The sequence below is a fragment of the Ruegeria sp. CDSB114 genome (assembly GCF_059611025.1).
Genome location: NZ_JBXWOT010000001.1, coordinates 1,404,197 through 1,430,540 on the forward strand (window position 1 = coordinate 1,404,197; position 26,344 = coordinate 1,430,540).

The 26,344-nt window shown below is 56.5% G+C and carries 32 protein-coding genes; 17 read left to right on the top strand and 15 right to left on the bottom strand.

Translation table 11 applies throughout. The annotated features are described in order from the left end of the window. The first annotated feature begins 39 nt into the window (after positions 1–39). A complete protein-coding gene (locus AC2FIP_RS06950; protein ID WP_496694740.1) occupies positions 40–783 on the top strand; it encodes a rhomboid family intramembrane serine protease in 744 nt (247 codons plus the stop codon). Here AC2FIP_RS06950 and AC2FIP_RS06955 read toward each other — a convergent pair. Next, entirely contained in the window at positions 748–1,590 is an 843-nt protein-coding gene (locus AC2FIP_RS06955; RefSeq protein WP_496785677.1) for an IclR family transcriptional regulator, read from the bottom strand. The genes AC2FIP_RS06950 and AC2FIP_RS06955 overlap by 36 nt on opposite strands. A gap of 189 nt (positions 1,591–1,779) precedes the next feature. Here AC2FIP_RS06955 and bhcA point away from each other — a divergent pair, with 189 nt between their 5' ends. Genes bhcA through bhcD form a run of 4 tightly spaced genes read left to right on the top strand, consistent with a single transcriptional unit; the run spans position 1,780 to position 6,122 of the window. Further along, complete coding sequence (gene bhcA / locus AC2FIP_RS06960; protein ID WP_281994957.1) at positions 1,780–2,970, top strand: L-aspartate--glyoxylate aminotransferase BhcA; 1,191 nt, start codon at positions 1,780–1,782, stop codon at positions 2,968–2,970. A gap of 11 nt (positions 2,971–2,981) precedes the next feature. After that, positions 2,982–3,953, top strand: a complete 972-nt coding sequence (gene bhcB, locus AC2FIP_RS06965; RefSeq protein WP_496694737.1) for a beta-hydroxyaspartate dehydratase BhcB — start codon at positions 2,982–2,984, stop codon at positions 3,951–3,953. An 11-nt stretch (positions 3,954–3,964) separates the two neighbouring features. After that, positions 3,965–5,128 carry a 3-hydroxy-D-aspartate aldolase BhcC gene (gene bhcC / locus AC2FIP_RS06970; protein ID WP_496785679.1) on the top strand — a complete coding sequence of 388 codons (1,164 nt, stop codon included), beginning with the start codon at positions 3,965–3,967 and terminating at the stop codon, positions 5,126–5,128. 13 nt (positions 5,129–5,141) lie between these two features. Next, positions 5,142–6,122 (top strand): iminosuccinate reductase BhcD, encoded by a 981-nt coding sequence (gene bhcD / locus AC2FIP_RS06975; protein ID WP_496785681.1) that lies wholly within the window; start codon positions 5,142–5,144, stop codon positions 6,120–6,122. A gap of 54 nt (positions 6,123–6,176) precedes the next feature. Here the strand turns inward: bhcD and AC2FIP_RS06980 are convergent, their stop codons facing one another. Together AC2FIP_RS06980 and AC2FIP_RS06985 are read right to left on the bottom strand one after the other, a co-directional pair. After that, positions 6,177–6,962 (bottom strand): inositol monophosphatase family protein, encoded by a 786-nt coding sequence (locus tag AC2FIP_RS06980; RefSeq protein WP_142636646.1) that lies wholly within the window; start codon positions 6,960–6,962, stop codon positions 6,177–6,179. A gap of 96 nt (positions 6,963–7,058) precedes the next feature. Further along, a complete protein-coding gene (locus AC2FIP_RS06985; protein ID WP_496701538.1) occupies positions 7,059–7,964 on the bottom strand; it encodes a LysR family transcriptional regulator in 906 nt (301 codons plus the stop codon). Positions 7,965–8,057: 93 nt separating this feature from the next. Between AC2FIP_RS06985 and metF the strand changes: the two genes are divergently transcribed. Further along, positions 8,058–8,924: a methylenetetrahydrofolate reductase [NAD(P)H] gene (gene metF, locus AC2FIP_RS06990; RefSeq protein ID WP_496706658.1), complete on the top strand. Its 867-nt coding sequence runs from the start codon at positions 8,058–8,060 to the stop codon at positions 8,922–8,924. 214 nt (positions 8,925–9,138) lie between these two features. Further along, positions 9,139–9,810 carry a J domain-containing protein gene (locus AC2FIP_RS06995; protein WP_496785683.1) on the top strand — a complete coding sequence of 224 codons (672 nt, stop codon included), beginning with the start codon at positions 9,139–9,141 and terminating at the stop codon, positions 9,808–9,810. Between the two features lie 53 nt (positions 9,811–9,863). Here AC2FIP_RS06995 and AC2FIP_RS07000 read toward each other — a convergent pair whose 3' ends face one another. Next, positions 9,864–10,382 (bottom strand): YHS domain-containing (seleno)protein, encoded by a 519-nt coding sequence (locus AC2FIP_RS07000; protein ID WP_496785685.1) that lies wholly within the window; start codon positions 10,380–10,382, stop codon positions 9,864–9,866. 246 nt (positions 10,383–10,628) lie between these two features. Here AC2FIP_RS07000 and yghU point away from each other — a divergent pair, with 246 nt between their 5' ends. Continuing rightward, complete coding sequence (gene yghU, locus AC2FIP_RS07005) at positions 10,629–11,507, top strand: glutathione-dependent disulfide-bond oxidoreductase (RefSeq protein ID WP_496785687.1); 879 nt, start codon at positions 10,629–10,631, stop codon at positions 11,505–11,507. A 45-nt stretch (positions 11,508–11,552) separates the two neighbouring features. On the opposite strand, the gene AC2FIP_RS07010 is transcribed toward yghU, so the two are convergent. Continuing rightward, positions 11,553–12,341, bottom strand: coding sequence for an SseB family protein (locus AC2FIP_RS07010; RefSeq protein WP_496785689.1), 789 nt, complete (start codon positions 12,339–12,341; stop codon positions 11,553–11,555). After that, on the bottom strand, positions 12,334–12,921 hold the full coding sequence (locus AC2FIP_RS07015) for a uracil-DNA glycosylase family protein (protein ID WP_282027571.1): 588 nt from the start codon (positions 12,919–12,921) through the stop codon (positions 12,334–12,336). Before AC2FIP_RS07015 ends, AC2FIP_RS07010 begins: the two co-directional genes overlap by 8 nt. Positions 12,922–13,149: 228 nt before the next feature. On the opposite strand from AC2FIP_RS07015, the gene AC2FIP_RS07020 reads away from it, so the two are divergent. From AC2FIP_RS07020 to AC2FIP_RS07035, 4 genes are read left to right on the top strand one after another with little or no spacing between them, the layout of a single operon-like run. Continuing rightward, complete coding sequence (locus AC2FIP_RS07020) at positions 13,150–13,809, top strand: ABC transporter ATP-binding protein (protein WP_142636630.1); 660 nt, start codon at positions 13,150–13,152, stop codon at positions 13,807–13,809. Next, positions 13,787–15,361: a KpsE/RkpR family capsule polysaccharide export protein gene (locus AC2FIP_RS07025; protein ID WP_282027572.1), complete on the top strand. Its 1,575-nt coding sequence runs from the start codon at positions 13,787–13,789 to the stop codon at positions 15,359–15,361. The genes AC2FIP_RS07020 and AC2FIP_RS07025 overlap by 23 nt, the downstream gene beginning before the upstream one ends. A 5-nt stretch (positions 15,362–15,366) precedes the next feature. Further along, positions 15,367–16,200, top strand: coding sequence for a 3-deoxy-8-phosphooctulonate synthase (kdsA, locus tag AC2FIP_RS07030; protein ID WP_496785691.1), 834 nt, complete (start codon positions 15,367–15,369; stop codon positions 16,198–16,200). Between the two features lie 14 nt (positions 16,201–16,214). Next, complete coding sequence (locus tag AC2FIP_RS07035) at positions 16,215–17,711, top strand: phosphomannomutase/phosphoglucomutase (protein WP_281994962.1); 1,497 nt, start codon at positions 16,215–16,217, stop codon at positions 17,709–17,711. A 31-nt stretch (positions 17,712–17,742) separates the two neighbouring features. Here AC2FIP_RS07035 and AC2FIP_RS07040 read toward each other — a convergent pair whose 3' ends face one another. Then, positions 17,743–19,701, bottom strand: coding sequence for an AsmA family protein (locus AC2FIP_RS07040; RefSeq protein WP_496785694.1), 1,959 nt, complete (start codon positions 19,699–19,701; stop codon positions 17,743–17,745). Positions 19,702–19,797: 96 nt separating this feature from the next. On the opposite strand from AC2FIP_RS07040, the gene rimO reads away from it, so the two are divergent. Further along, on the top strand, positions 19,798–21,186 hold the full coding sequence (rimO, locus tag AC2FIP_RS07045; RefSeq protein ID WP_496785696.1) for a 30S ribosomal protein S12 methylthiotransferase RimO: 1,389 nt from the start codon (positions 19,798–19,800) through the stop codon (positions 21,184–21,186). A gap of 34 nt (positions 21,187–21,220) precedes the next feature. Here the strand turns inward: rimO and AC2FIP_RS07050 are convergent, their stop codons facing one another. Together AC2FIP_RS07050 and AC2FIP_RS07055 are read right to left on the bottom strand one after the other, a co-directional pair. Continuing rightward, positions 21,221–21,577 (bottom strand): diacylglycerol kinase, encoded by a 357-nt coding sequence (locus AC2FIP_RS07050; protein WP_496785698.1) that lies wholly within the window; start codon positions 21,575–21,577, stop codon positions 21,221–21,223. 131 nt (positions 21,578–21,708) lie between these two features. After that, the gene (locus AC2FIP_RS07055; RefSeq protein WP_142636616.1) at positions 21,709–21,897 is read right to left on the bottom strand and encodes a hypothetical protein; all 189 of its coding nucleotides are present in this window, start codon (positions 21,895–21,897) and stop codon (positions 21,709–21,711) included. A 226-nt stretch (positions 21,898–22,123) separates the two neighbouring features. Between AC2FIP_RS07055 and AC2FIP_RS07060 the strand changes: the two genes are divergently transcribed. Continuing rightward, the gene (locus tag AC2FIP_RS07060; RefSeq protein ID WP_142636614.1) at positions 22,124–22,366 is read left to right on the top strand and encodes a CDGSH iron-sulfur domain-containing protein; all 243 of its coding nucleotides are present in this window, start codon (positions 22,124–22,126) and stop codon (positions 22,364–22,366) included. Here the strand turns inward: AC2FIP_RS07060 and AC2FIP_RS07065 are convergent, their stop codons facing one another. From AC2FIP_RS07065 to AC2FIP_RS07085, 5 genes are all read right to left on the bottom strand, one after another. Further along, positions 22,367–22,624 carry a DUF6455 family protein gene (locus AC2FIP_RS07065; protein WP_271949278.1) on the bottom strand — a complete coding sequence of 86 codons (258 nt, stop codon included), beginning with the start codon at positions 22,622–22,624 and terminating at the stop codon, positions 22,367–22,369. Beyond that, on the bottom strand, positions 22,621–22,893 hold the full coding sequence (locus AC2FIP_RS07070; protein WP_496701528.1) for a DUF6455 family protein: 273 nt from the start codon (positions 22,891–22,893) through the stop codon (positions 22,621–22,623). The genes AC2FIP_RS07065 and AC2FIP_RS07070 overlap by 4 nt, the downstream gene beginning before the upstream one ends. 10 nt (positions 22,894–22,903) lie before the next feature. Then, positions 22,904–23,155 carry a DUF6455 family protein gene (locus AC2FIP_RS07075; RefSeq protein WP_142636610.1) on the bottom strand — a complete coding sequence of 84 codons (252 nt, stop codon included), beginning with the start codon at positions 23,153–23,155 and terminating at the stop codon, positions 22,904–22,906. A gap of 70 nt (positions 23,156–23,225) precedes the next feature. Beyond that, positions 23,226–23,594: a YigZ family protein gene (locus tag AC2FIP_RS07080; RefSeq protein ID WP_496785700.1), complete on the bottom strand. Its 369-nt coding sequence runs from the start codon at positions 23,592–23,594 to the stop codon at positions 23,226–23,228. Continuing rightward, the gene (locus AC2FIP_RS07085; protein ID WP_271949271.1) at positions 23,591–24,298 is read right to left on the bottom strand and encodes a M48 family metallopeptidase; all 708 of its coding nucleotides are present in this window, start codon (positions 24,296–24,298) and stop codon (positions 23,591–23,593) included. Before AC2FIP_RS07085 ends, AC2FIP_RS07080 begins: the two co-directional genes overlap by 4 nt. Before the next feature lie 122 nt (positions 24,299–24,420). Here AC2FIP_RS07085 and AC2FIP_RS07090 point away from each other — a divergent pair, with 122 nt between their 5' ends. After that, complete coding sequence (locus AC2FIP_RS07090; RefSeq protein WP_271949269.1) at positions 24,421–24,666, top strand: DUF8831 family protein; 246 nt, start codon at positions 24,421–24,423, stop codon at positions 24,664–24,666. Here AC2FIP_RS07090 and AC2FIP_RS07095 read toward each other — a convergent pair. Further along, complete coding sequence (locus tag AC2FIP_RS07095) at positions 24,657–24,932, bottom strand: DUF167 domain-containing protein (protein ID WP_496785702.1); 276 nt, start codon at positions 24,930–24,932, stop codon at positions 24,657–24,659. The two genes, AC2FIP_RS07090 and AC2FIP_RS07095, sit on opposite strands and share 10 nt — an antisense overlap. Before the next feature lie 136 nt (positions 24,933–25,068). Between AC2FIP_RS07095 and AC2FIP_RS07100 the strand changes: the two genes are divergently transcribed. Further along, positions 25,069–25,647 carry a nitroreductase family protein gene (locus AC2FIP_RS07100; protein WP_496785703.1) on the top strand — a complete coding sequence of 193 codons (579 nt, stop codon included), beginning with the start codon at positions 25,069–25,071 and terminating at the stop codon, positions 25,645–25,647. Beyond that, positions 25,644–26,342, top strand: a complete 699-nt coding sequence (locus AC2FIP_RS07105; protein WP_185956679.1) for an EI24 domain-containing protein — start codon at positions 25,644–25,646, stop codon at positions 26,340–26,342. Before AC2FIP_RS07100 ends, AC2FIP_RS07105 begins: the two co-directional genes overlap by 4 nt. The last annotated feature ends 2 nt before the right edge of the window (positions 26,343–26,344 follow it).

Here is a 26,344-nt window from a genome sequence, read left to right on the forward strand (position 1 = left end):
GGCCTTGACGCTGGGCAGCCAACCGCCCAGCGTCGCACCATGTTTCCAATTCGTGACCATAACCCTTCGGGACGCACACCGTATGTCATCTATCTGTTGATGGCTGCAAATATCCTGATTTTCCTCAGCTATGCGGGAAGCATGGAGAACCAGCGGCTGATCACCCAGCTGTATACCGACTTTGCGGTGGTGCCCGCCCGGATTACGGACGGCTATACGCTTGAGACCCTCGTGACCTCGATGTTCCTGCATGGCGGCTGGATGCATCTGGCAGGAAACATGCTGTTCCTGTGGATCTTCGGCGACAACCTCGAAGACGAGATGGGCCACCTGCCCTTTCTGCTGTTCTATCTTGCCGCCGGTATCGGGGCCGGTCTGATCCACGTCGTCACAGCGCCACAATCTCTGGTCCCTACGATTGGTGCGTCTGGCGCAATAGCTGGCGTCATGGGTGGCTATTTGTTGATGTTCCCCAAAGCGCGCGTGGACATCCTGCTTGTTCTGGTGATCTATTTCCGTGTCTTCTCGATCCCGGCGTTTGTCATGCTAGGCGTGTGGCTGGGTATGCAGTTCATTGGGAGCCTGTCCAGCAACCCCGACGAGGGCGGCGTCGCCTATTGGGCCCATACCGGGGGCTTCCTTGTTGGTTTGCTCTTGTGCATACCCCTTTGGTTGCGGCGCGGCGCGAGTGACTATTGGAACCGCACCCATGGGCATCCGCCCCATCCAGAGCACAAATACAAGCTGTCACAATCCCGCATCCCCCGCATCCCGCGCCGGTAAGCGCCCACCGCTGAGCAAGGTAACCTCTTGCGCGGCGGCTTGTACCAATCGGCCCAATTCCGGCGCGCGTTCAGTGCTGAACCGGGCGGTAGGGCCAGATACGGAAATGCCCGCACAGGGTTCCCCCCGGTCGTTGAAGATGGCCGCACCGATGCATGACATCCCCTCGTATCGTTCCTCCCGATCATGCGACCACCCGCGGGCCCGGGTCTGATCCAGATCGCTTTGCAGTGCATCGCCGGGCACCAGTGTTTGAGGCGTAAAGACCTTTGTGTCCAACGTGCCCAGCGCTTTGATCAATGCAGCCTCGTTCAACGCGGCCAAGATCGCCTTACCAGTGCCCGAGGCATACATCGGTGTCCGCGCGCCCGGAGGAAAAAAGGCCCGGATCGGATTGGCCGTTTCGACCTGCCCCACAAACACCACTTCGGCCCCGTCCGGAACGGCCAGATTCGCCGTTTCGCCGCTATCATGCATCAGCCGGCGTAAAATGGGCCTTCCGATTTCGATAACACCATTACGGCGTAGAAAGGACGCTCCGGTGCGATAAGCCTCGATCCCGATCATCCATTCTTGACGCTCTTCATCAAAGGCGACGAAACCGTGCTTCTGCAGCGTCACCAGAATTCGGTGTGTTGTTGCCGTGGGCACATCAACTTCGCGCGCCAAATCGCTGAGTGCTGCGCGTTCCAGACGGGCCACTGTGGTCAAAACGCTAAGCGCCCGATCCAGCGATTGCATGGTCCCGGCCGAGCTTTCCTTGAACAGCGATTTTGGTCTGCCGCGTGGCCTTTTCTGCGTTTCCATCCCAGGCATTTCCTTTCAGCTGTCCAAAGTTTCTCGCGTCCGGATTTCTTGTACGTAAAAATGAAAAACGGAAAAGTTTAATATATCAGTAGCTTAATATTTATCTTCAATAAATGAAAATATTTTTCAAGAAAATTGCGTAATGCAGCTTTTTCCCGGACACTTATCTCCAAAGCAGAGGAACAAGCCATGTCGAACCAAAACCCGGTTTTCATTCCCGGCCCGACCAACATACCTGATAGATTGCGCCTGGCCATGCAGGTCCAGACGCAGGATCATCGCGCGCCGGACTTTGTCCAGACATTTGCACCCGTACTGGAAGACACCAAGAAGGTCTTTGATACCGCTGCGGCCCAGATCGTTACCTTTCCCGCCAGCGGCACAGGTGGATGGGAGGCTGCAATCACCAACACGCTCAGCCCCGGTGATAAGGTCCTGATAGCGCGCTATGGCGTTTTCAGCCACCGCTGGATTGATCTGTGCACACGTCACGGGCTTGACGTTCAGGTCATCGACTGCCCTTGGGGCAGCGGCGCTCCCGCTGACCAATTTCAGACGGTTCTGACTGGGGACAAAGCGCATGAAATTCGCGCCGTTCTGGTCACTCATAATGAAACGGCAACAGGAGTGCTTTCGGATATCGGGGCTGTAAGACGGGCGATGGATGCCGCCAATCATCCGGCGCTTTTGATGGTGGACTGCGTCAGCTCTTTGGCCTCTGTACCGTTCGAGTTCGACCGCTGGGGCGTCGACATCGCGGTTTCGGGATCGCAGAAGGGATTCATGCTGGCCACTGGCATGGCCATCCTTTGCGTCAGCCAGAAAGCGCTGGACGCGATGGAAACCGCAGAGCTGCACCGGACCTTTTTCGATTTCCGGGATATGATGGCGGCCAATGCGACCGGAGGGTTTCCCTATACACCACCTCTGCAACTGATCTACGGGCTGCGTGAAAGCCTGAAGATGCTGTTTGAAGAAGGCTTACCGAATGTTTACGCCCGTCATCATCGGCTTGCCGAGGGTGTCCGGCGCGCCGTCGATGCTTGGGGGCTGGAACTGGTTGCTCAATCGCCAGACCTTTACTCGGACACGGTCAGCGCAATCTACGTGCCCGAAGGGTTCGACAGCAACATTTTGACCGACCATGCCTTTAACACCTACGGGATGTCCTTTGGTGTTGGCTTGGGCCAGTTGCACGGCAAGGCGTTCCGTATTGGGCATCTGGGCAGTCTGACAGATGCGATGGTCCTGTCCGGGCTCTGTACGATCGAGATGGCAATGGCCGATCTAAGCTATCCGATCACGTTGGGCTCTGGCGTCGCCGCAGCCCAGGAACATTTTCGCGCCACACCCGGCAACCGAACCGAGGCCGCGGCGTAAGGAGAATGACAATGTTGGATCACCCCTCTGCCGCGGATCTGACGATCGAGGACATGCGTGTCGCGCATGATCGGATCAAACCGCATATCCGCCGAACTCCGGTCATGGTTTCGGACCACCTGAATGACCTGACCGGCGCGCAGCTGTTCTTCAAATGCGAAAATTTCCAAGAAGCCGGGGCCTTTAAGGTGCGTGGGGCCTGCAACGCTGTATTCGGCCTTGCAGACCATTTGATGCCCAAGGGTGTCTGCACGCATTCCAGCGGCAATCACGCCTTGTCTTTGTCTTATGCGGCCGGCCGCCGCGGTATTCCGTGCAACGTGGTCATGCCGCGCACAGCCCCGCAGGCCAAGAAGGATGCAGTTCGCCGATATGGCGGTACAATCACCGAATGTGACCCTTCGACAAGCTCGCGCGAAGCAACATTTGCCGAGGTTCAGGCCCGAACCGGTGGCGAATTTGTTCACCCCTATAACGACCCGCGTGTGATTACCGGTCAGGCCACCTGCTCCGCCGAACTGCTGGAACAGACTGGTGGTATGGACGCCGTTATCGCGCCCATCGGCGGTGGCGGCATGATTTCAGGCACCTGTCTGACGGTTTCGAACCTTGCGCCCGAGACCGCAATTTATGCAGCGGAACCGGAACAGGCGGATGACGCCTACCGGTCCTTCAAGGCCGGGCATATCATCGCAGATGACGCCCCCAAGACAGTCGCGGATGGGCTGCTGGTGCCCCTGAAAGAAAACACCTGGCATTTCGTATCCAACCACGTGACCGATATTTTTACCGCCTCGGAAGAGGAAATCATCGAAGCGATGAAACTGACCTGGAAGCACCTGCGCGTGGTGATGGAGCCGTCTTCGGCGGTTCCTCTGGCAACCATTTTGAAGAACCCAGAGGTTTTCCGAGGCAAGCGCATTGGCGTCATCGTGACCGGTGGCAATGTAGACTTGGACAAACTGCCCTGGCTGAAAGGGTAAGGAGAAACAACATGAACAAGACCGTAAATTTTGAAGACCTCGAGGTCGGCTTCGACATCCCTGCCGCGATCGGCATGGACGAAAGCGAGATACAGACGCCTTGCCTGATCCTTGATCTGGACGCGCTAGAGAGCAACATCCGAAAGATGGGCGATTTCGCAAAGGCCCATGGGATGCGCCATCGTGTTCATGGCAAGATGCACAAATCGGTCGATGTGGCCAAGCTGCAGGAACGGTTGGGCGGTTCGGTCGGCGTCTGCTGTCAGAAAGTGTCGGAAGCCGAGGTATTTGCCCGTGGCGGCATTACGGACATCCTTGTATCCAACCAGGTGCGCGACCCGGCCAAGCTTGACCGACTGGCACGGCTGCCCAATTTCGGCGCACGTATCATTGTCTGCGTGGACGATATCGATAATATCTCCGACCTGTCGGCTGCCGCTTCGCGTCACGGCACAGAACTGGAAGTGTTCATCGAGATCGACTGCGGCGCAGGGCGCTGTGGTGTAACCACGACATCGGCGGTCATCGAGATTGCCAAAGCTGTGCAAGCAGCGCCAAATCTGAAATTCACCGGCATTCAGGCCTATCAGGGTGCGATGCAACATCTCGACACCTATGAGGCCCGTAAAGAGAAGCTGGATGTAGCCATTGCCATGGTCAAAGACGCTGTCGCCGGGTTGAAAGCAGAAGGGATCGAGTGCGAGCTGGTTTCGGGCGGCGGCACCGGTTCCTATTACTTCGAAAGTAACTCGGGCGTTTACAACGAATTGCAATGCGGCTCTTACGCCTTCATGGACGCGGATTATGGGCGGATTCTGGATCAGAACGGCCAGCGGATTGATCAGGGAGAATGGGAAAATGCGCTGTTCATCCTGACCAGCGTCATGAGCCACGCCAAAGCAGACAAGGCCATCTGCGACGCCGGCCTCAAGGCGCAGTCGGTCGATAGCGGCCTGCCCTTTGTGTTCGGGCGTGATGATGTCGAATACCTCAAGTGCTCGGACGAGCATGGGGTTATCGGAGATCCAGACGGCGTACTGAAAGTCAATGACAAGCTGCGGTTGGTGCCGGGCCACTGTGACCCGACCTGCAATGTCCATGATTGGTATGTGGGCGTACGGGGCGGCAAAGTCGAAGCCCTGTGGCCGGTCTCGGCCCGCGGGAAAGCCTATTGAGATGAGGGATGTTATGAAAAGCGACGGCCTGCTGATTGTAGGCGAAGATCTGTGCGAGAAACTGGTAGGACGCCAGCAGGCCTTTGACGCTGTACAAGCTGTGTTCGGTGCGATGGCTAAAGGTGGCGCGTGGAACTTTCCCGTTATCCGCGAGGCTTTGGGCCATGCCGACGCTCTCTATGGGTTCAAATCGGGATTTGACCGCGACGGTCAGGTGCTGGGCCTCAAATCCGGTGGATACTGGCCGGGCAATGCGGCGAAGGGCCTGACCAACCACCAATCCACGGTGTTTCTGTTCGACCCCGATACCGGGCGATTGTCCGCGCTTGTCGGGGGCAATTACCTGACAGCGGTGCGTACAGCGGCCTCTTCGGCGGTTTCGATCGCGCATCTGGCGCGGCAAGACGCAAGAGTACTTGGTATGGTCGGGGCCGGACATCAGTCAACTTTCCAGCTGCGGGCGGCGGCGGAACAGCGCGACTTCGAAAAGGTCATTGCCTGGAACCCGCATCCCGACATGCTGCCCCGCCTTGCAGCTGTGGCCACTGAGGTTGGGTTGGAATTCGAGGCCGTCAGCCAAAAGGAGCTGGGCGCACAGGCGGATGTGATCATCACCATCACCTCGGCTTTTGAGCCGCTCTTGATGAAAGACTGGATCAAGCCCGGCACGCATCTGGCTTGCATGGGCACCGACACCAAAGGCAAACAGGAGGTTGACGCGGATCTCGTCGCTGCGGCGACTGTCTTTACCGACGAGGTCGCCCAGTCCGTGACAATCGGCGAGGCCCAACATGCCATCAGCCTTGGCGCCTTGACCGAGGATGCAATCGCGCCCATCGGCGCCGTCATCAATGGTGACCATCCCGGTCGGACAAGCGACGATCAGATCACTCTGTTTGATGGAACCGGGGTCGGGTTGCAGGATCTTGCAGTCGCCTCAGTCGCTGCACGATTGGCTGAAGAGGCGGATCTAGCCCAGCGCGCGACCCTCTGAAACGAAAAAGCGCGCCTCAATCGGGCGCGCTTGCTTGACCTGTCTGTTGCTGGCTCAGCCCCGGATGACCTTGGAAAACTGATCAAAGATGGGCTCGTTGGAACAGATGACCTCGCCGTCCTCCAGCACGTTACCTTCCGGGTTCAAAGCCTGCACAAAGCCACCAGCCTCTTTCACGATGATGATCCCGGCGGCAACATCCCAGGCATTCAGACGGCGTTCCCAAAAGCCTTCATACCGGCCAGCAGCAACATAAGCCATGTCCAGCGCTGCTGCGCCCCACCGACGTACACCGGCGCAGACTGGCATCAGACGTGCCAGATCCTGCAGGGTCGCAGGCAAGTCAGACCGTCCGCCAAAAGGCAGCCCGGTCGAAAAGATCGACTCGATCATGCGGTGACGACCCGAAACGCGGATACGGGTGTCGTTCATCCATGCGCCTTCGCCATTTTCTGCAAAGAACATCTCGTCCTTGGCGGCGTCATAGATCACACCGGCAACGATTTTGCCTTTATGTTCCAGCGCGATCGAGATTGCCCAGTGCGGCAGGCCGTGCAGAAAATTCGTGGTGCCATCCAGCGGATCCACAATCCAGCGGCGGGTGGGATCTTCGCCGGCAATCTCCCCGCCCTCTTCGGCCAGCCAGCCATAGGTCGGGCGCGCGCCAAGCAGTTCCTCTTTCAGGATCGCCTCGGCTGCAATGTCTGCCTTGGACACAAAATCCCCGGCGCCTTTCATCGACACCTGAAGGTTCTCGACTTCACGAAAATCCTTGACCAGTGAACGCCCCGCTTTGCGCGCGGCTTTGATCATGATGTTGAGGTTTGCACTGCCAACCATTGTCCAAAGGCTCCTGTCCGGTCAAACCGCGCGTATACTGGGGCAATGCGCCCTTGCCAAGAGGAATGATACGCATAGCAGACCCGCGTTTTGTGCCTATTGCTCCTGCAGCTTGCGCGCCTCGGTTTTGGCCAGCTTGATCAGCTCTTGCACAAAGGGTTTCTCAAGGTCCTCGGTGCGCACTGCAGCATAAAGGCGACGTGTTACGCCCGCCTTGGTCAGCGGGCGGGTAACATAGTCGGAATTATACTTCACCTCACGCACGACCCAGTCCGGCAGCACCGATATCCCCCGGTTTGACGCGACCAGCAACAGGATCACTGCGGTCAGCTCAACCTGCCGGATCGCGGCCGGTTCAACCCGCGCAGGGATCAGCAGCTGGCTGAATACATCCAACCGTGTCCGTTCGACCGGATAGGTAATCAGGGTCTGGCCCCGAAAATCTTCGGCCTCAATGAACTCTTTCTGGGCAAGCGGGTGTGTCGAAGCCGCGACAAACACCGCGTCATAGTCAAAGAGTTCGATGAATTCGACACCGGGCAGATCTTCTGGGTCCGAGGAAACGACCAGATCGACCTCTTCTTTTTGCAAAGCCGGCAAGGCATCAAAGGCTAGGCCGGGGCGGATATCGACATCCACATCGCCCCAGGATTTACGAAAGGATTCCAGCACCGGGAACAGCCACTCAAAACAGGCGTGGCATTCAATGGCGATATGCATACGGCCCGTGCGCCCGTCGCGCAAAGAAGAGAACTCCTGCTGTGTCGCCTCGACCTGCGGCAGGATCTGCTCGGCCAGGCGTAACAGCCGCAAACCGGCCGCCGAAAGTTTCATCGGTTTGGACCGGCGCAAGAACAATTCGACCCCGGCCTGATCCTCTAGGCCTTTGATTTGATGGCTCAACGCGGATTGAGTGATGTTCAGTTGATCTGCGGCACGGGCAAGCCCGCCACATTCATGGATCGCCTTGATCGTACGCAGGTGGCGGAATTCGATATGCATTGCGTGGAACTCATGTTGTTCTTGAATAATATGAGTTTGTCTCACAATGCGTAAGCTGGCACAAGGGTCAGAGATTTCACCCGTGAGGCCGAGATGACAAGACCAGAAGTTTCATTTGAATTTTTCCCGCCACAGACACTTGAGGCTTCATTCCGCCTTTGGGATACGGTGCAAACACTGGCACCGCTTGAACCGCGCTTTGTTTCTGTCACGTATGGCGCGGGGGGCACCACGCGCGAGCTGACGCGCGATGCGGTGGCCACACTGCACAAGTCCTCTGGCCTGCCTGTTGCTGCACATCTGACTTGTGTGGATGCGTCACGTCAGGAAACACTGGAAATCGCAGATACCTTTGCTCGGGCGGGCGTGGAGAACATCGTCGCTTTGCGCGGCGATCCACCCAAGGGTCAGGATCGGTTCGCGCCGCACCCGGAAGGGTTCGCGGACTCGGTCGAATTGATCGAAGCACTGGCAGAAACCGAGATGTTCAGCATCCGTGTTGGCGCCTATCCAGACAAACACCCCGAAGCACGGGATTTTTCCGCCGATGTCGATTGGCTAAAGGCCAAGCTGGATGCGGGTGCCGACGAAGCGCTGACGCAGTTCTTTTTCGAGGCTGAGACGTTTTTCCGGTTCCGCGATGCCTGTGAAAAGGCCGGGATCGACAAGCCCATCGTTCCGGGCATCTTGCCGATCGAAAACTGGAAAGGGGCGCGCAACTTTGCCCGCAGATGTGGGACACATATTCCGGATTGGATCGAGAATGCTTTTGAAAAAGCTATTCGTGACGACCGCGAAGACCTGCTGGCCACTGCATTGTGCACAGAACTGTGTTCGGACCTGATTGAGGGCGGAGTGGACAAGCTCCACTTTTACACCCTGAACCGGCCGGAACTGACCCGGGATGTGTGCTTTGCCCTTGGAGTCACACCAAAGGCCGAGCTTCAGAACGTCGCTTGATATCCGCTTGTTTCAGACTGTGCACCCGGGGCTAAAACCCCGGGTGTTTTTGTGGAACAAGTTGGGATTGCCCTGCCTAACAGGGGCCACTTGAACAATCCAACTGAAGCCTTAATCATTGTCGCGATAAACCGTTCAATTCTGTTACAAATTTGACTTTAGCAACCGCCCATTCATTGTGGGGCCGTATAGTTTGTTTATGAGTGAATTTAGTATGGAACCTTTTGACAAGGTTAGTGCCCGCGCCAATGCATTCGGCACACTTGGTCTGGCTCAAAGCGCCAGTTCAGATGACATTCGAGAAGCCTGGCGCAACATCGCATTCGAAGCCCACCCCGATAAGAATGGCGGAGACGGTGCGGCCTTGGCCAACGCCAAGGCGGCCTATGATTTGCTGCGCAGCGAGGGGCTGGCCGGGAAAGGTCTGGCGGGCTCGGCGGCGGGGAAACCACGCCGCCCCCGGTTGCGCAAACGCGTTATTCAGCTGGAAACCCAAGATATTGATGCCTGTCGTGCAATGTTGAATACGGCGCTGCCCCACTTGCAGGACTCCCCGGACACCCCAGTGGACAGTCAAGATGCGGATCGCCTGCAAGATGCTGACCACATTCCGGACGCTGTCGGCTTGCATGGCCGCAACCTGACTTATTTCATTTCCGCACCTGTCTGCGAAGGTGCTAACCGCGTCGCATTGCCGACGAGTGTTCTTGCTAGCTCCAAGCGCGTCAAGACCGAGATTCTGAGCTTTCAGTCCAAAGATGCGGGCACTGGCGAAGTTGTCGTACCCGTTGCGCTTGCGACCAAGAAATTTCCGGGCGCCCGCAGCGTACGGATCAGATTCAACGCCGACCAGCAAACGCAGGATGAGTACTGGTTGGCCGGATGACAAACAAAAAGCCCGGCAAATCAATGCCGGGCTTTGCATCCGTTGCAAAAATCTCAGTTTGCGACAGGGCCTTCGGAGGTAAACTTCGGGATCACGCTGCTGGAGGCCCCGTCGGCCTCGATGCCCGGCCAGTTTCCTTCAGCCAGATTGATATTGCCGGGAATATCTTCTTCAAAGAACCCGACAACCACATCAGTAATGTTCAGATACAGCTTGTCATCAACAATCCGCCACAGGTTCGGGTTCGCAGGCACCTTGCCGCCGCGTGACACGCCATAGGCGCAGTGACCGTCATATTGCGGCGCATAATAAGCAGGGTTTTCCATGAACTTGTCCCGGTTCTCTTCGGTCGAGAATGCCCAGGTAACGCCGTTGTATTCGGCCGTAATATCTGACCTTCCGCGGACGGCTTCGGGCTGTGATTGACCGACAGCAACCTGATCCAGACTGCGATAGGCAACCACATCATATCCCGACACCGCATAGCCGGTGCCGTCCACATACTGATCACCTGCAAGGGCAGGCATGGCAAATGCCAAGGTCGCAGCTAAGGTCCAGGCAAGTCGTTTCATAAGGGCGGTCCTTTTTTATTGGATGGGTGATCGGCCCGGAATACGGGGCTGTGCAGAGAATAGGTGATTCCTCTATCGAACGCAGTCCCGCTCGCGTCGCTGTGACATCGAATGAGAAAACGTGAAGTCTTTTGCACTGAATGTTACAAAATCTTCCCAACGGGCAGGGTTGGACTTTGCCCTTTGCAATATTAGCTGTTGCAGCGAACGGATAATTCACCCGAACTTTGCTGAGAAAGGCAAGAAATGAGCGAGCAATCGACCTATTCACCCCCGATGGTCTGGACATGGGACAGCCAAAACGGCGGACAATTCGCTAATATCAACCGCCCGATTGCGGGGGCAACTCATGACAAGGATTTGCCTGCTGGGCACCATCCTCTGCAGCTCTATTCGCTTGCCACTCCGAACGGGGTAAAAGTAACCGTCATGCTGGAAGAGCTTCTGGCGCTAGGCCATGAAGAGGCCGAGTATAACGCCTGGCTGATCAACATCGGCGAAGGAGATCAGTTTAGTTCGGGCTTTGTAGAGGCCAACCCGAACTCTAAGATCCCTGCCCTGTGGGATCGGTCCGGTGAAGAACCAGTGCGCGTGTTCGAAAGTGCCTCGATTCTGTTTCACCTGGCTGAAAGGTTCAACGCATTTCTACCCGAATCCGGGCCAGAACGGACAGAGGTGATGAACTGGGTTTTCTGGCAAATGGGCAGTGCACCATATCTGGGTGGCGGGTTTGGCCATTTCTACGCCTATGCGCCCGAGAAATGGGAATATCCCATCAACCGCTTTGCCATGGAAACCAAGCGGCAGCTGGATGTTCTGGATCGGGAGTTGTCCGAGAAAACCTATATCGCAGGCGAGGATTACTCTATCGCCGATATCGCGATCTGGCCCTGGTACGGACAACTGGTTCTTGGGCGCCTGTACAGCGCAGCCGAGTTCCTGGACGTCGAATCCTACAAGAACGTCATGCGCTGGGCCAAGGAGATTGACGCCCGTCCCGCCGTGAAACGTGGTCGCATGGTCAATCGTGCCTTTGGCGAAAAGCATACACAGCTTCACGAACGCCACGAGGCTGGCGACTTTGAAACGCGTACACAGGACAAGCTGGAGCCAGCAGCCGAGTAAACAAACCGGGCTTCGCGGATCAATCTGCGAAGCCCCATTCTGCCATTACTTGAGCAAAGGCGGTTTATCCGGATCGCGCCCAGGAGCGATATGCGCATTCACACGCGCCTCAGGCTGCGGCAGATCGTACCGCAAACCCACCCGCGCCAAAGACGCTGCGGCCGTGTCACTTGATTTGAAAAAACCTACGTCCATTGCCCCAGCTTCGACCCCGGAAAAGGTAAGCGCTTCGGACGCGGCCTTAGCCAGAGCTGCCTCTGCCCCTTCGTCGGCATCGACAAAACCCAGCAAATGCCCGAACCCACCTTCAGCCGTTTTGGTGCTGACCAGATAGGCGGCTTGCGCCAACCCAATGGCCGTAGCCAGCTTGGCGTCCAAAGCTGTCAGCAGTTCGTCGGGCAACCCCGATGGAGCCAGGAACTCGGACAGGTGCTGTTGCACCTCTTCGGGACCATGCTGCAATGTTTCCGCCAACCAGCCCAATGCCTCGGGCGGGATCAACATCGAGGATGGGGCAACCTCAAGGTTCAACCCGAGCCCGATCCCCTGCCCCGACAACATAGACGATAAAACCCGCCCCGACAGCGCAACATAGGGCACCGGGCGGTCTGCGAAGCGGGCCAGCCGGTCTTCGCGATCGAAAGCCAGCACAAAACGCCCATCTGCCACATCGAACAATTCGGGCGAAATATTCTCGTTCTTTGCCTCTTCCGTCAGCATCAGGAACAGCTCACTGTCAGCCAGCCGTTCAAAGAAACGCAGACGGGCCGCATCATCCTGCGGAGCAGCCTCAGCCGCGGCATGGGCGGCGTCCAGAGCCGAAATCTCAGTCATTCAGAACCTCTTGCACCCGTGCGCGCAAAACCGGCAACAGATCGGCTTCGAACCACGGGTTTTTCTTCATCCATGCCGTATTCCGCCAGGACGGATGAGGCAAGGCAAAGACCCGCGGCGCATAGTCCCGCCAGTTGCGGACGGTTTCGGTGACTGACCCACGTGACTTCAGGTGATATCTATGGGCGTGCCCCCCGACAAGAATGGTCAACGGCACAGGCCCAAGATCCGCCATGACCCGATCATGCCAAGTCTGACCGCATACTGGCGGAGGAGGCAAATCTGCCTTGCGCGCATCATAGCCGGGAAAGCAAAACGCCATTGGAACGATCGAGACACGTGAACGGTCATAAAACAGCTCCTCATCAACACCCAACCACGCCCGAAGCCGATCACCGGAAGGGTCGGTAAAAGGGCGACCCGACGCATGCACGCGTGCCCCCGGAGCCTGACCACAGACCAAAATGGGCGTGTCTTTGCGGAACCAGACAATGGGTCTTGGTTCATGCGCGGTTTCGGTTGCCGCAAATCGGTCGGCACAAATACGGCAGGCCTCTATTTCTTTTTCGAGTGGGTTCATGAGATCGCAATCAGTGCCGCATCAGATGGTTGGTGTTCGTAAAGCAAGATAAGTAACACACTTCCAGACACCAACAGATGCAAAAGTCACATTACCAAAAACGACCCCCGGAACGCATTGATCATTTGTTTCATAATTCGACATAATGTGGCCTATATGGCGCCGTAGAGGTACCGTTCTTTCGCCGGTCCGAACGGCGCAACAACAAGATAAACCCGCAGGCTTTGGATGCTTGAGTTTGAAAATGTCAGCAAGTCCTTTTGGACCGGGACGCGCCGAAAGGTGATTCTGGACAGGGTGTCTTTTCGCGTCGAACTTGGCACATCCATCGGTATTCTGGCCCCGAACGGTACCGGGAAAACCACCCTGATCAACATGATGGCCGGACTAGAGAAACCCGACGAAGGGGTCATTCGCAAATCCTGCCGCGTCTCTTTTCCGATGGGATTTACCGGCGGAGTTTCAAACAAGCTGTCGGCTCTGGAGAACTCGCGCTATATCGCCAAGATCTATGGTATGGACCCGGACTATGTCGAGGCATATTGCAGTTGGCTGTGTGGCCTGGGTGAATATTTCAATCAACCGCTGGCGACCTATTCATCCGGTATGCGGTCGCGGTTCACATTCGCGTTGATGCTGGCTCTGGATTTCGACATGTACCTCATCGACGAAGGGATGCCGGCCACAACGGATGTTGAATTCAACAAAAAGGCAGGCGACATTCTGCAGGAACGGCTGCGCACAACAACACTGGTCATCGTCTCTCACAACCCGGCCCTGCTTGAAAAATTCGCGCGTCAGGCGGCGGTATTAGTGGATGGTCAGCTTCACTTGTTCGAAACCTTGGAAGAGGCAAAGCAGTTATATGACTACCAAACCCAGGGCTGATAAATACAACTGGCGCCGCAAACGGCGGTCTGCGGGAAATGCCGAAACGCGCGAAGACGCGATCTCGCGTATTCGCCAGGCCACACAGGCGCCCGGCGCAGAAAATGAACCGCCAGTAGGGACCGAGATCGACGCTATCAAACGCGAAGGACTGACCGGCCGCCAACTGCGGGTGGCACGTCGTCTTGCCCAGAAAAACGGTCTTGCGGCGACTTCGGACTATGATGCAGTTCGGTTGTTGCGCAAAAAGGGAATTGATCCGTTTGAACGCTCCAGTCTGCTGAACCTTGCCTCGGAAAAGAAAACTTCGGACGAGCAGACGAATGATCGCATCACGATCCACCTGCCCCAGACCGTGAAAGATGCACCAGAGAATCTGCCCGGACCCGAGATGAGCCCGGCCGAGCGGCGTGAACGTGAAATCGGACAGATTCAGAGGGACATCGCCCGCCGCCGCCGTCGCAAACTGTTCGCTCTGTTTGCGCGGCTTGCGGCCTTTGTCCTGCTACCTACCTTTGTCGTGGGTCTCTATTTCTATCGGATTGCGACCCCAATGTACGCCAGCAACTCTGCCTTTCTGATCCTTCAGGCGGACGGGGGCGCAGGCTCTATCGGAGGGCTTCTGGCAGGGACCCAATTTGCGACCACGCAGGATTCGGTTGCCACCCAGGAGTTTCTGGAATCGAAAGATGCGCTTGAACTTTTGGACACAGAGGCCGGTTTCGCTGATGTGTTCAAACAGGACTGGATCGACCCCATTCAGCGATTGTCCCCGGACGCCAGTCTCGAAGAGGCTTACAAGCTGTACAAACGCATGATCACGGTCGGATATGACCCGACCGATGGCCTGATCCGGATGGAGGTGGCGACACCTGACCCCCAGACTTCGGCCGCGTTTTCACGAGAACTGATTTCCTATGCCGAGCAACGGGTAAACGCGCTGACCGAAAAGAAACGCGAAGACCAGATGAAAGATGCCCGGGAAGGGTTTGTAAGCGCTCAGGAAGAACGCAAGAAAGCTCAGGAAGACCTGATCGAGCTTCAGCTGCAAGGCGCAATCCTTGACCCTGAAAGCGTCATTGCCGGGTTGCGGGGCCGCATAAACGAAATCGAGACGCTTATTCAGGACAAAGAACTGCAGCTTGCAGCCTTGTTGGACAATCGCCGCCCAAACAAAGCCAAGGTGGATGGCGCACAGGCCGATATCGCACGGCTTACGGTTGTGCTGGAGGAATTGAACGCCGAAATGCTGGATGTCTCTGCCGGCGAGAATTCGCTGGCCAGGCTGAGTGTTCGGATTCAGATGGCACAGGCCGATCTGGCCGCTCGGGATATGATCCTGCAATCAGCTATGCAGCATATGGAGACAACCAGGACCGAAGCCAATCGTCAGGTTCGGTATCTGACGGTTTCCGTCAATCCTGTTCCCAGTCAGGAACCCAGCTATCCGCGCAAGTTCGAAAATACGATTTTGGCTTTCCTGTTGTTTGCTGGTATCTACCTGATGATCTCGCTTACCGCGTCGGTCCTTCGTGAACAGGTATCCTCGTAAGACACATGAAACATGTAAAAATCTCCGATCTCACGGTCGGCAATGATCTTCCCCTGACGATCATCGCCGGTCCCTGCCAACTGGAAACTGCCGATCATGCCCAAATGATCGCAGGAAAAATGAAAGAGGCCTGCGACGCCGCCGGGGCGCAGTACGTCTTTAAAGCCTCGTACGACAAGGCGAACCGGACTTCTCTGTCGGGTGAACGCGGCATGGGGATAGACACAGGACTTAAGGTCCTGGATGACATCCGCAGAACCATGGGCATTCCGGTCCTGACAGACGTACATACCGAGGCCCAATGCGCCATCGCCGCCGAGGCTGTGGACGTGCTGCAGATTCCCGCGTTCTTGTGCCGTCAGACCGATATGTTGATGGCCGCTGGCAACACTGGCGCTGTGATCAATGTCAAAAAGGGCCAATTTCTCGCCCCTTGGGAAATGACCAACATCGTGGCCAAGATCGAAAGCACCGGGAACACAAACATCCTGCTGACCGAGCGTGGCACGTCTTTTGGCTATAACACCTTGGTCGCAGACATGCGTTCACTGCCCCAAATGGCGCAAACGGGCTATCCGGTTGTGATGGACGCCACCCATTCCGTTCAGCAGCCAGGAGGGCGTGGTGGCTCATCTGGAGGACAACGTGAATTCGCACCGGTTATGGCGCGAGCTGCCGTCGCCGTCGGTACTGGGGCAGTCTTTATGGAAACGCATCAGGATCCGGACAATGCGCCATGCGACGGACCAAACATGATCTATCTGGATCAGATGCCCCGATTGATCGATACATTGATGCGTTTTGATGCGTTGGCCAAGGCCAACCCTATCCAGATCTGAACAAGAGTATTCCCATGACCAAACCCAACCCCGAGGTGACTCCGAACACCTGGAGCTTTCTGCGCGACGCAATGATCAAGCCAACCGGCTTTCGCGAATATGATGCCCGCTGGAAATATCCAGAAGAGATCAACCTGCCGGGCATGACCGCACTGGGGTTGGGTCTGGGCACACAGATGCGCAAGCGTGGGATTGAACCCGTGATTGCTGTAGCCAATGATTATCGTGATTATTCTCTGGCCATCAAAAATGCCTTGATCCTGGGCCTGATGCAGGCGGGAATTCAGGTAAAGGATATCGGTCCGGCGCTTAGCCCGATGGCCTATTTCGCTCAGTTCCATCTGGACGTTCCAGCCGTGGCCATGGTCACGGCCAGCCACAATCCAAATGGCTGGACCGGGGTCAAGATGGGGTTCGAACGTCCCCTGACCCATGGCCCGGACGAGATGTCAGAGCTGCGAGACATTGTTCTGAATGGCGAAGGGCAGACCCACCCTGGCGGGTCCTACGAATTCGTTGATGGCGTGAAAGAGGCCTATATCGACGATCTGGTCGGCGATTTCAGAATATCCCGGCCTCTCAAAGTGGTCTGTGCCACAGGGAACGGCACCGCATCCGCCTTTGCCCCGGAAATCTTTGAACGCATGGGGGTCGAAGTCGTGCCCAGCCACAACCAGCTGGACTATACTTTCCCGCATTACAACCCGAACCCAGAAGCGATGGAAATGCTGCACGACATGTCCGATACCGTGAAAGCCAGCGGTGCCGACATGGCGCTGGGGTTCGATGGTGACGGTGACCGCTGTGGCGTTGTGGATGACGAGGGGGAGGAGATTTTTGCTGATAAGGTCGGCGTGATCATGGCCCGCGATCTGGCCAAGATTTACCCCAATGCCACCTTTGTCGCCGACGTGAAATCAACCGGCCTTTTTGCCAGCGACCCCGAGTTGAAGGCCCGCGGGGTCAAGGCAGATTATTGGAAAACCGGCCACAGCCACATGAAGCGGCGAGTCAAAGAGATCAACGCGCTGGCTGGGTTCGAAAAGTCGGGGCATTACTTTTTGGCCGAACCGATTGGCCGTGGCTATGATTGCGGCATGCGCGTCGCGGTTGAGATCTGTAAACTGATGGACCGCAACCCGGACCAAAGCATGTCCGACCTGCGAAAGGCACTACCGAAAACATGGTCGACACCGACCATGTCCCCCTATGCAGCGGATACCGAGAAATACGACATACTCGACCGTTTGGTCGCAAAGCTGGTCGCCAAATCCGAAGCCGGAGAGACGCTTGCAGGTCGCCCGATCAAGGAAGTGGTCACTGTCAACGGTGCCCGAGTCATTCTGGACAATGGCAGCTGGGGGTTGGTGCGCGCCTCGTCGAATACGCCCAATCTGGTGGTCGTCTGCGAAAGCAGCGAAAGCGAAGAAGAGATGCGTGCCATTTTTGCGGATATCGACGCGGTCATCCGAACCGAACCTGGTGTCGGAGATTACGACCAGACCATCTGAGCGTTGGTGTCGGGGCTCTGGCCCCGACACTTCAATTTCCGCCAAACAGCTTAAGCAGTCCTTTCTTGGCCTCGTCCTCAAGCTTGTTCTTCAGCGCGTCCTCGACGCTGTCACCGTCAGTCCCGGCCGTACCGGTATCGCCGCCTATCTTGTCGATGACTTTCTTTTTGACATCATCCTCAAGCTCTTTGACTTTTCCTCCGGCAGCCGCTTCGATCACCTTGGTCAGGTCCGGCTTGATCGACGGATTGCTCCATGGTCCAACTATACGCACCGGAACCGACAGGCCCTCTCCCGAATTCGCACGCAGAGCGACTGGCGTGAACAGATAGTCGATATTGCGCGCTCCGATCCCGACTTTTCCTTTGCCATCCGCGCGGAAATTGTCCAGCGACATCAACAGATCGTTGTTCTGCAAAACGCCCTTATCAATGGTGAAGCTAGCCGTCAGGCTGTTGAACACGGTGGTGCCACCCGAACCTTTGCCTCGTCCCATCAGACGATCAAGGTCAAAACCCGATATCAGCCCCTTTCCTACATCCAAGCGGCCCTTACCGCTGAGCGAGCGCATGATCTGATTCTCGTTCTGGCCAACGCCCAGAAACTCGAATGATCCCGACCCGGTCCCGGACAGCCGCTCGACCCCGACCAAGGCTGTCAGAGCTAGTTTGAGGTCAATGCCCTTGGCCTTTATCTTGCCGCCAACGGACAACCCATTCCGATTATTGGCCACCACCTGCCCGTTCAGCGTTCCGGAAAACAAGGTTGCCGGGTTCATCTCCAATGCAGCCCGAGACCGGTCCAGCCGCATTGTCAGGTCGCTGGGGCCAAGCGTCAGCTCGGGCAGCGCGATAGATTTGGCTGTCAGTCGAATTTCACCATTGGCCAAAGCCAGCGCCGAGGCGTCGATCGGTTCCCTTGACCACCCCTCCGAGGCAGCACCCGAGCCGGAACCGCCGGAACTGGACGAGACCGTCTGACCACTTTGATTATAGCGAGAAAGATCAAGATCACTGGCATCCAACCGAGCAGTGATCTGTGGCGGGTTGGAAATGACAATATCAACTTCGCCTGTAAAACGGTTACTGTCGAGTGAAGCCACCAGATCGCGCACAGATATGCGGCCATCTCTGGTATAAGTCATCTGCCCCGACACATTCGCAGCGCGGCCCAACCCGTGCGGCACTCCAACGCCCTCCTGACCAAACGCAGCCAGCATTTTTTCCGTGTCTTTGGTTTCCAAGTGCAGCTTGCCGTCCATCTCTCCGGCAAGGTTGACGCGCCCGTCAAATCCGATGTCACCACCAGGGGCGGCAAGCGCCAGCTCAATCTCGGATGCCGCGCCCGAGGCATAGGCCGGCAGGTCGGGTATCTTGATATCCACGCGGGCCTCACCGCCCGGAACCGGCATTTGTGCATCCAGAACCATGGGGGCCGAGACTGCTGGCCAACTAGCAGACAAATCCACATCTGCGACATCAAATCGGGCCGATCCATTTTCAACAAAGATCAGACGCGCCTGAGTCAGTTTCAGATGCTCCAGTGTCACCGCACGCGATGCATCGGCCGGTTTTGATCCACCCGAGCCGCTGGCTGTCGGGGCGACGGCCGTGTCAAACTCCCAGTTTCCGCGCCCGTCTGACAGTTCAAGTCTGAGGGTCGGATTCTCGGCAATAATCCGTTTGATCAGCACATCGCCGGACAAAATGGCCAAGGTATCGACCCCAACCGCCAGGCTTTCGGCGCTCAGCATCGGCTCAGACCCCGCCCACGAGGCATTTCCGAAGGAAACCGCCCCGGTTTCCATGCCCAGCACAGGCCAGAAGGACAGCTTAACGCCCCCCGACAGTTTCAGATCACGCCCGGTTTGTGCCTTGACCTGCTCGGCCAGAATGGTCGCCAACTTGTCGCCCGGCATCAGCAGCAACGCGCCGATGACAAGACCGACCACAGCCACCAAAAGGAACAGGATGCGCATTAGCCATTTCATTTTCTGCTCTCCGACTTATTTGGCACGCTATAAAAAGATCATTCAAAGACGGCAGCGCATTTGCAAGGGGAAGCTTTCCCCACTATATGCCGCGCCATGACCACAAACCCGCCAAACCTCCGCCCCGACCTGGCACCTGCTGCCCGGATCACTGATACACCACGTCCGAACCAGCCGACCATCGGCATGGTATCGCTGGGTTGCCCCAAGGCTTTGGTCGACAGCGAGCGGATTCTGACGCGCCTGAGGGCCGAAGGATACGGCATCTCGCCGGACTATTCAGGCGCAGATGCCGTGATTGTGAATACCTGCGGATTTCTGGACAGCGCCAAGGCGGAGTCTCTGGATGCCATCGGCGAGGCTTTGGTAGAAAACGGCAAGGTTATCGTAACCGGATGCCTGGGGGCCGAACCCGATTACATCCGCGAGCATCACCCGCGTATCATGGCCGTCACCGGACCACATCAATACGAACAGGTGCTGGACGCGGTACACAAGGCCGTGCCGCCTGATCCCGACCCCTTCGTGGATCTGCTGCCTGCGGCCAACGTTCAACTGACGCCGCGCCACTACAGCTATCTCAAGATATCAGAGGGCTGTAACCACAAGTGCAAGTTCTGCATCATCCCCGACATGCGCGGCAAACTGGCCAGCCGTCCGGCGCATGCTGTTCTGCGCGAGGCGGAAAAGCTGGTCGATAACGGTGTGCGCGAATTGCTGGTGATCTCTCAGGACACCTCGGCCTATGGGTTGGACCGGAAATACGATGTGAATCCCTGGAAAGACCGTGAGGTCCGCAGCCATATCACCGATCTGGCGCGTGAATTGGGTCAGTTGGATGCCTGGATTCGTCTGCACTATGTCTATCCCTACCCGCATGTACGTGAACTGATCCCGCTGATGGCGGATGCGGGCAGCAACGTGCTGCCCTATCTGGATATCCCTTTTCAACACGCACATCCGGATGTTTTGAAACGAATGGCCCGCCCCGCTGCAGCTGCCAGAACATTGGACGAGATCGCTGCCTGGCGCGCGACCTGTCCTAACATCACTCTGCGATCCACCTTTATCGTGGGCTATCCCGGCGAGACCGAGGCTGAGTTCCAAACCCTTCTGGACTGGATGGACGAGGCGCAACTGGATCGCGTCGGCTGCTTTCAGTACGAGAACGTCGAAGGAGCCCGATCCAACGACCTTCCTGACCATCTGCCCGCCGATGTCAAACAAGACCGATGGGAAAGGTTCATGGAAAAGGCTCAGGCGATTTCCGAGGCCAAACTGGCCGCCAAGGTCGGCCATACCCTGCAAGTCATCGTGGATGATATCGACGATGAGGCCGCGACCTGTCGCACCACCGCAGATGCGCCCGAGATCGACGGCAATCTGTTCATCGACGAGGGGTTTGAGGCCCTGAAGCCGGGCGACATTGTCTCGGTCGAGGTGGACGAGGCCGGGGAATATGATCTATGGGGCAAGCTTCGCTAACCACGCCCAACTGAATTGACCGACCCAGCGGCAGTCAAAAAAGGCTCAACAGCCCGATAACCCAGGCCAATCCGCCAGCCAAAGCAGTCAGTGCCACCGCAGCGCTGGCGGCGTCTTTGGCTTGCCCGGCCAATAAATTGTGTTCAGTCGAAGTATGATCCACCGCCCGTTCGATCGCCGTGTTGAACAGTTCGGCCACCAGAACCAACAGACCGATCACCAGTATCAGAGCCTGAACGCCATCGCTCAGGGGCAGCCACAGGGCCAGACCCGCAGAAACAAGATTAGCGCAGACCCAAGCGCGGAACGAGTATTCACCGTGCCAAGTGGCAGCCAATCCCTGCCAGCTCCAGCGGATGCGGTCCTTTAGATGGATGACAAGTTTTCTCATGCGACCTCGGTAATTCAATAGGTCAAACAGAAACCCGAACACCGTATGACAGGCAATAAAAAAGCCACCCATAGGGCGGCTTTTTTGTTCGATTGTGCGGGCGGCTATGTCGGAATCCGCCCGCGAAAATCTTATTGAGCAGTCGGATTACATACGGTCTGACCTGCTTCGGTCGTCGCCAGATCTGTCCCTGCCGGGCAGCTCGGCGTGCCGTATTTGTCATAATCTGGGGTAATGTATACCGGTGTCGGCTCTTCCTGTTGCGAGCAAGCAGCCAGAACCAGGGCAAACGCACTAACGGCAGCAAATTTGAGTTTCATGTCCGTCATTCCTCTAATTAATTTCTGTTATTGCCCTGAACATGGGGCCGACTTCACAATACGGTGTGGTTGGTAATTTTGCAATAAAATCAACAGCGCGTTTGCGAAAGCAGGCAAAACCATGCCGGGGGGATTGCCCATGGAATGGGTGCCGCGTGGCAGCTACTGCTTTCGGCACATCTGTTCAGGCGATAGACTGGGGAAAGTCAGCGAACGGAGAAATCAGATGCCCGAAGGTCCTGTCATTGCGCAAAAAGCGCCCTATCCAATCGAAGTAACCGAAGGAAAAAGCTATTTCTGGTGCTCGTGCGGCCGGTCCAATCGGCAGCCATTTTGTGATGGATCTCACAAAGGAACCGGCTTTGAACCGGTCAAGTTCACGGCTGATACCAGCAAGAAACTGTTCTTCTGCGGCTGTAAAAACTGCGCTAACCCACCGTTTTGCGACGGGACACATTCCAAGATCTGATCACTTCAGCCGGTTGAAAACCTGGCTATTTACGCAGAACCCGGGCGCTGAACGAGGATCAGATTGCTGTGCGGCCAGCCATATCGTGCATTTCTCGTGACAGTCCGAGGCCCGGCAACGCGTTACCATCTCGGCGTATTCATCCGGACTCAACCGCCCGTCGGACATGGCTTCGGTCAACGAGATCTTAAGGCATCGGGCAACAGATCGAGTCAGCCAAAAGTGCTTTTCCACGTCGCCCAGTACAGCGTGTTTCATCCCAATTCCTGCATTTGTATTACTTTCAACGCGGCGAATTGATGTTTGTTCGGGCAGGTTTGTGGTGCTCCTGCAACATCTGGATGTCTTTCCATCCAATCCGGACAGGCAGCCGCCCAGCCACATCCCTGACACAGGCGGATCATTTCAGCCCAGTCTTCCTGACTTAGCCGACCTTTATTGTGGGCCCGCACAATATCCGTACCCGTAGTTTGCCCCATCCTCAACACAAGGCGCAAATGAGTCATGAGGTGTCCAAGGCGCGGCATTGCGGCCCCCCTAAGGGATCAACTTGCTTAACAAATCCTGGTTCCGGCAATATTCGGGTGTCTGCGTTGCCAGAACCGGTTGATTCAAAAAAGATTGGCAATGGCCCGGGTTCGGGCAATCGGTGCATCGCAGAACCGCATCGGTAATCTGATCCACCGATATATGTCCAGCGATTGCAGATTCCTGCAGATCCACCCCCAGCTTGCCAGCCATACGGTCAACAAGACCAGCATGATGCCTAAGCGTTTCGCGATCGGGCATTGGCATTCCTTTCCGTTTCGCTTTGTCCGATCAGACTAGCAATACGAAACAGCCCAAGCCTTGACGCAGGTCAAAGTCCCAATTCCAGTTCGTCCAGATAAGCCCGTGTTGCATCCTGCACCCGTCGGAATCGATCACCGCCCAGCTTTTTTCCGCCATACCATCGAGTGACAATGACGATATGACCGCTCAGTTCGGCCCTTTCCAGCATGCGCAGAATCACCATTCCGGCACCGCTTTCCCCGTCATCCGCCTTGAGCGCACCAGTGGGCAGGATTGCGGCCCAGGTATTGTGCGTGGCCTTGGCATAGCTTTTGTCAGATTGCAGATCCTGCAGGACAGCAGCCACCTCGTCACGGGAACTGACCAAAGCGCCGGACACGGCATATTTCGATCCGCGGTCCGTCAAGACAACCCCCAACCGTTTCAGTCCCGTCATTGTGTCAGCCCAAGCTGCCGCGAGGTTTCCAAAACAATTTCGACGCGCTGAGCATTCGGTGGATGGGTGCCTAGAAAACGATCGCCCGGGTCAGGAATTCGGGCAAAATAGCGGGCTCCTAACAAGGGATTATAACCTGCCCGGTGCGTGATGATCGTTCCCAACCGGTCCGCTTCCAGTTCAAAGTCCTTGACATATATCTGGGCACCCACCTGCGCGCCCAGCTTCTGCGCCTGTTCAAGATCTGCGTCATTTGCCCCCGCTATGCGTGCAAGCTCGCCAAAAATCGCGGCACTTTCTCGTGAGTTTTCGGACTGGCGGGGAATATGGCGCAGGATGTGATGAGCAGATTCATGCCCCATCACAAAGGCCAGTTCATCGGCGTTTTCCACCGATTGAATCATCGCGCGGGTGAAGATTATGACTGGTTGATTGTCGTCATCCAAGGTTTGAAAAGCATTTGCTGGTGCGCGAGGGTTCAGATCAACCACGATCGAAAAATCGCAGTTGCTGACATTACTGCGCCGCTTGCACTCTGCGCGCGCCACATCCCCGACCCTTTGACTGATTTCGCGAAAGGTCAGCACATCGACCTGAAAATCAGTTGAAGGTTGTTGCCATTCCTCTACCGGCTGAACGCGTAGCGAACCGGTGTCACAGGCCGACAGAACCAGACCAAATATCATCAAGATCAGGCGACGCATACTATTTCCTTTGGTCCGGTCATGCCTTTTCTTCGAACATAGCCCGACACTAGGCGGTTCGCCACCGGACGATTTCCCACGAACGGGTTGCATTGCAATGTTCCGCCCGGCAAGCTGGAAACATGTTTTCGATTGAGCATGAATTCGACTCGACGGTCATAACCCTGGTGGACGAAGGCGAAAAGCCTTTGAACGAGGATGTGGTTATTAACAATTTTGCAGAATGCGTAACGCTGGAACAACTGGATCCGCGCACTGACCAGGTTCAGAAGATTACGCTTTCGCCCGAACAGGTTCGTGATCTGGCTGCGGCACTGGATCTGCCCGAAGGTGTTTACCAAATTCGCGAAACCCCCGATCAGGCCTGACACACAAAGACTTTCTCGCGCGATGTCTGGCCGCGCTTCAGGATCAATGCGGACGGAGCAACCCTCAGCGCCACCGCCAGAAGCTCACGTGTGGCTTCATTTGCCCTGCCGTTTTCGGGCGGTGCAGTGATATATATTCTGATCGTTCCGTCCTGAACCAAAATCCTGTCTGCTGCGGCTTTCGGGGTAACCCTGACCGCAATCTCAGCATTCGGTGCAACACGGTCGCTCAGGTCTGGAAGATTTCTTAGTTTCGGTTTTCCCATTGGCACCTTCTGTTAACAAAGACCCTTGCACGGTTGGGCGGGGAATGAAATTGATCCAAGTGGTCCAGCCGATTGCACTTGAAACTCGCCAGATGTTCAACCAGATACAGACAGCCTATGTAAAGGAAGTTAACATATGTCCTTGAAGAATCCGGCCGCTTTAGAGTTTCTGCAGACCCGTCGGTCGCGCCCAGCCAAAACGTTGATTGAACCGGCCCCCGACCGTGAGCAGCTGATGCCCCTGCTGACCGCAGCAGCCCGCAGCCCGGATCACGGAAAACTAGAACCCTGGCGGTTCATCGTGCTTGAAAAAGGCGCAATGGGGCGCCTGTCGGGGCTGACGCAGGAATGCGGTGAGGCGCTTGGCAAATCCCCTCAAGACATTGAAAAAGCGCGCGGACAGTTTGATTTAGGCCATCTCGCCGTCGCTGTGATCGAGGTTCAGAAGCCTTCGGAAAAGATTCCAGCCATCGAGCAGACCTATTCAGCTGGGGCTGTTTGCCTTGCTTTGCTGAACGCTGCTTTGACCGCAGGATGGGGCGCGAATTGGTTGTCTGGCTGGCAAACCCACGATCCAGAATTCTGTCGCAAAGCGTTTGGATTGCGGGATAACGAGAGTGTTGCCGGTTTGATCCATATCGCGACCGAGGGCTCGACCCCGCCCGACCGCCCTCGCCCGGATGTTGATGCCCTGACCGAATGGGTCACAGAATGATCATCCTCAACGCCTTTTTTTCAGCGCTTGGTCAGATCGGAGACCCGAAATTCCGCGGGGTCCTGCTTCGGGGCATTGGTCTGACCATTCTTATGCTGATCGCAGCCTGCGCCGGTGCAATTTGGCTGATCAACCGGCTGTCAGGGGACGAGATATCGCTGCCATTCATTGGTGCAGTTCCCTGGCTGAATGACGTCCTCAGCTATTCCGGCATTTTCCTGGTGCTGATCCTGCCAGTGTTTCTGATGATTCCCGTCGCCTCAGCCATCACGTCTGTGTTTCTGGACGATGTCGCGCAAGCTGTAGAGGACAGGCATTATCCGAGCCTGCCCGCGGTTCCACGCATCCCGATAGGCGATGCGATCACTGACGCGCTTGGTTTTATGGGTGTGCTGATTGTGGCCAACCTTCTGGCGCTGATCCTTTATGCGATCTTCACGCCACTGGCCCCGTTTATCTTTTGGGCGATGAACGGATTTCTGCTGGGGCGTGAGTATTTTACGCTGGCAGCCATGCGCCGTATCGGGCGTGAGGGCGCGCGAAAACTGCGGGCACAACATTCGTCAACAATTTGGCTTGCGGGCACGTTGATGGCCATCCCACTGTCTATTCCGCTGGTGAATCTTGTGATCCCGATTATCGGAGCTGCTACATTCACGCATATCTTTCATAAGCTGTCAGGGCCAACGCCCTGAAG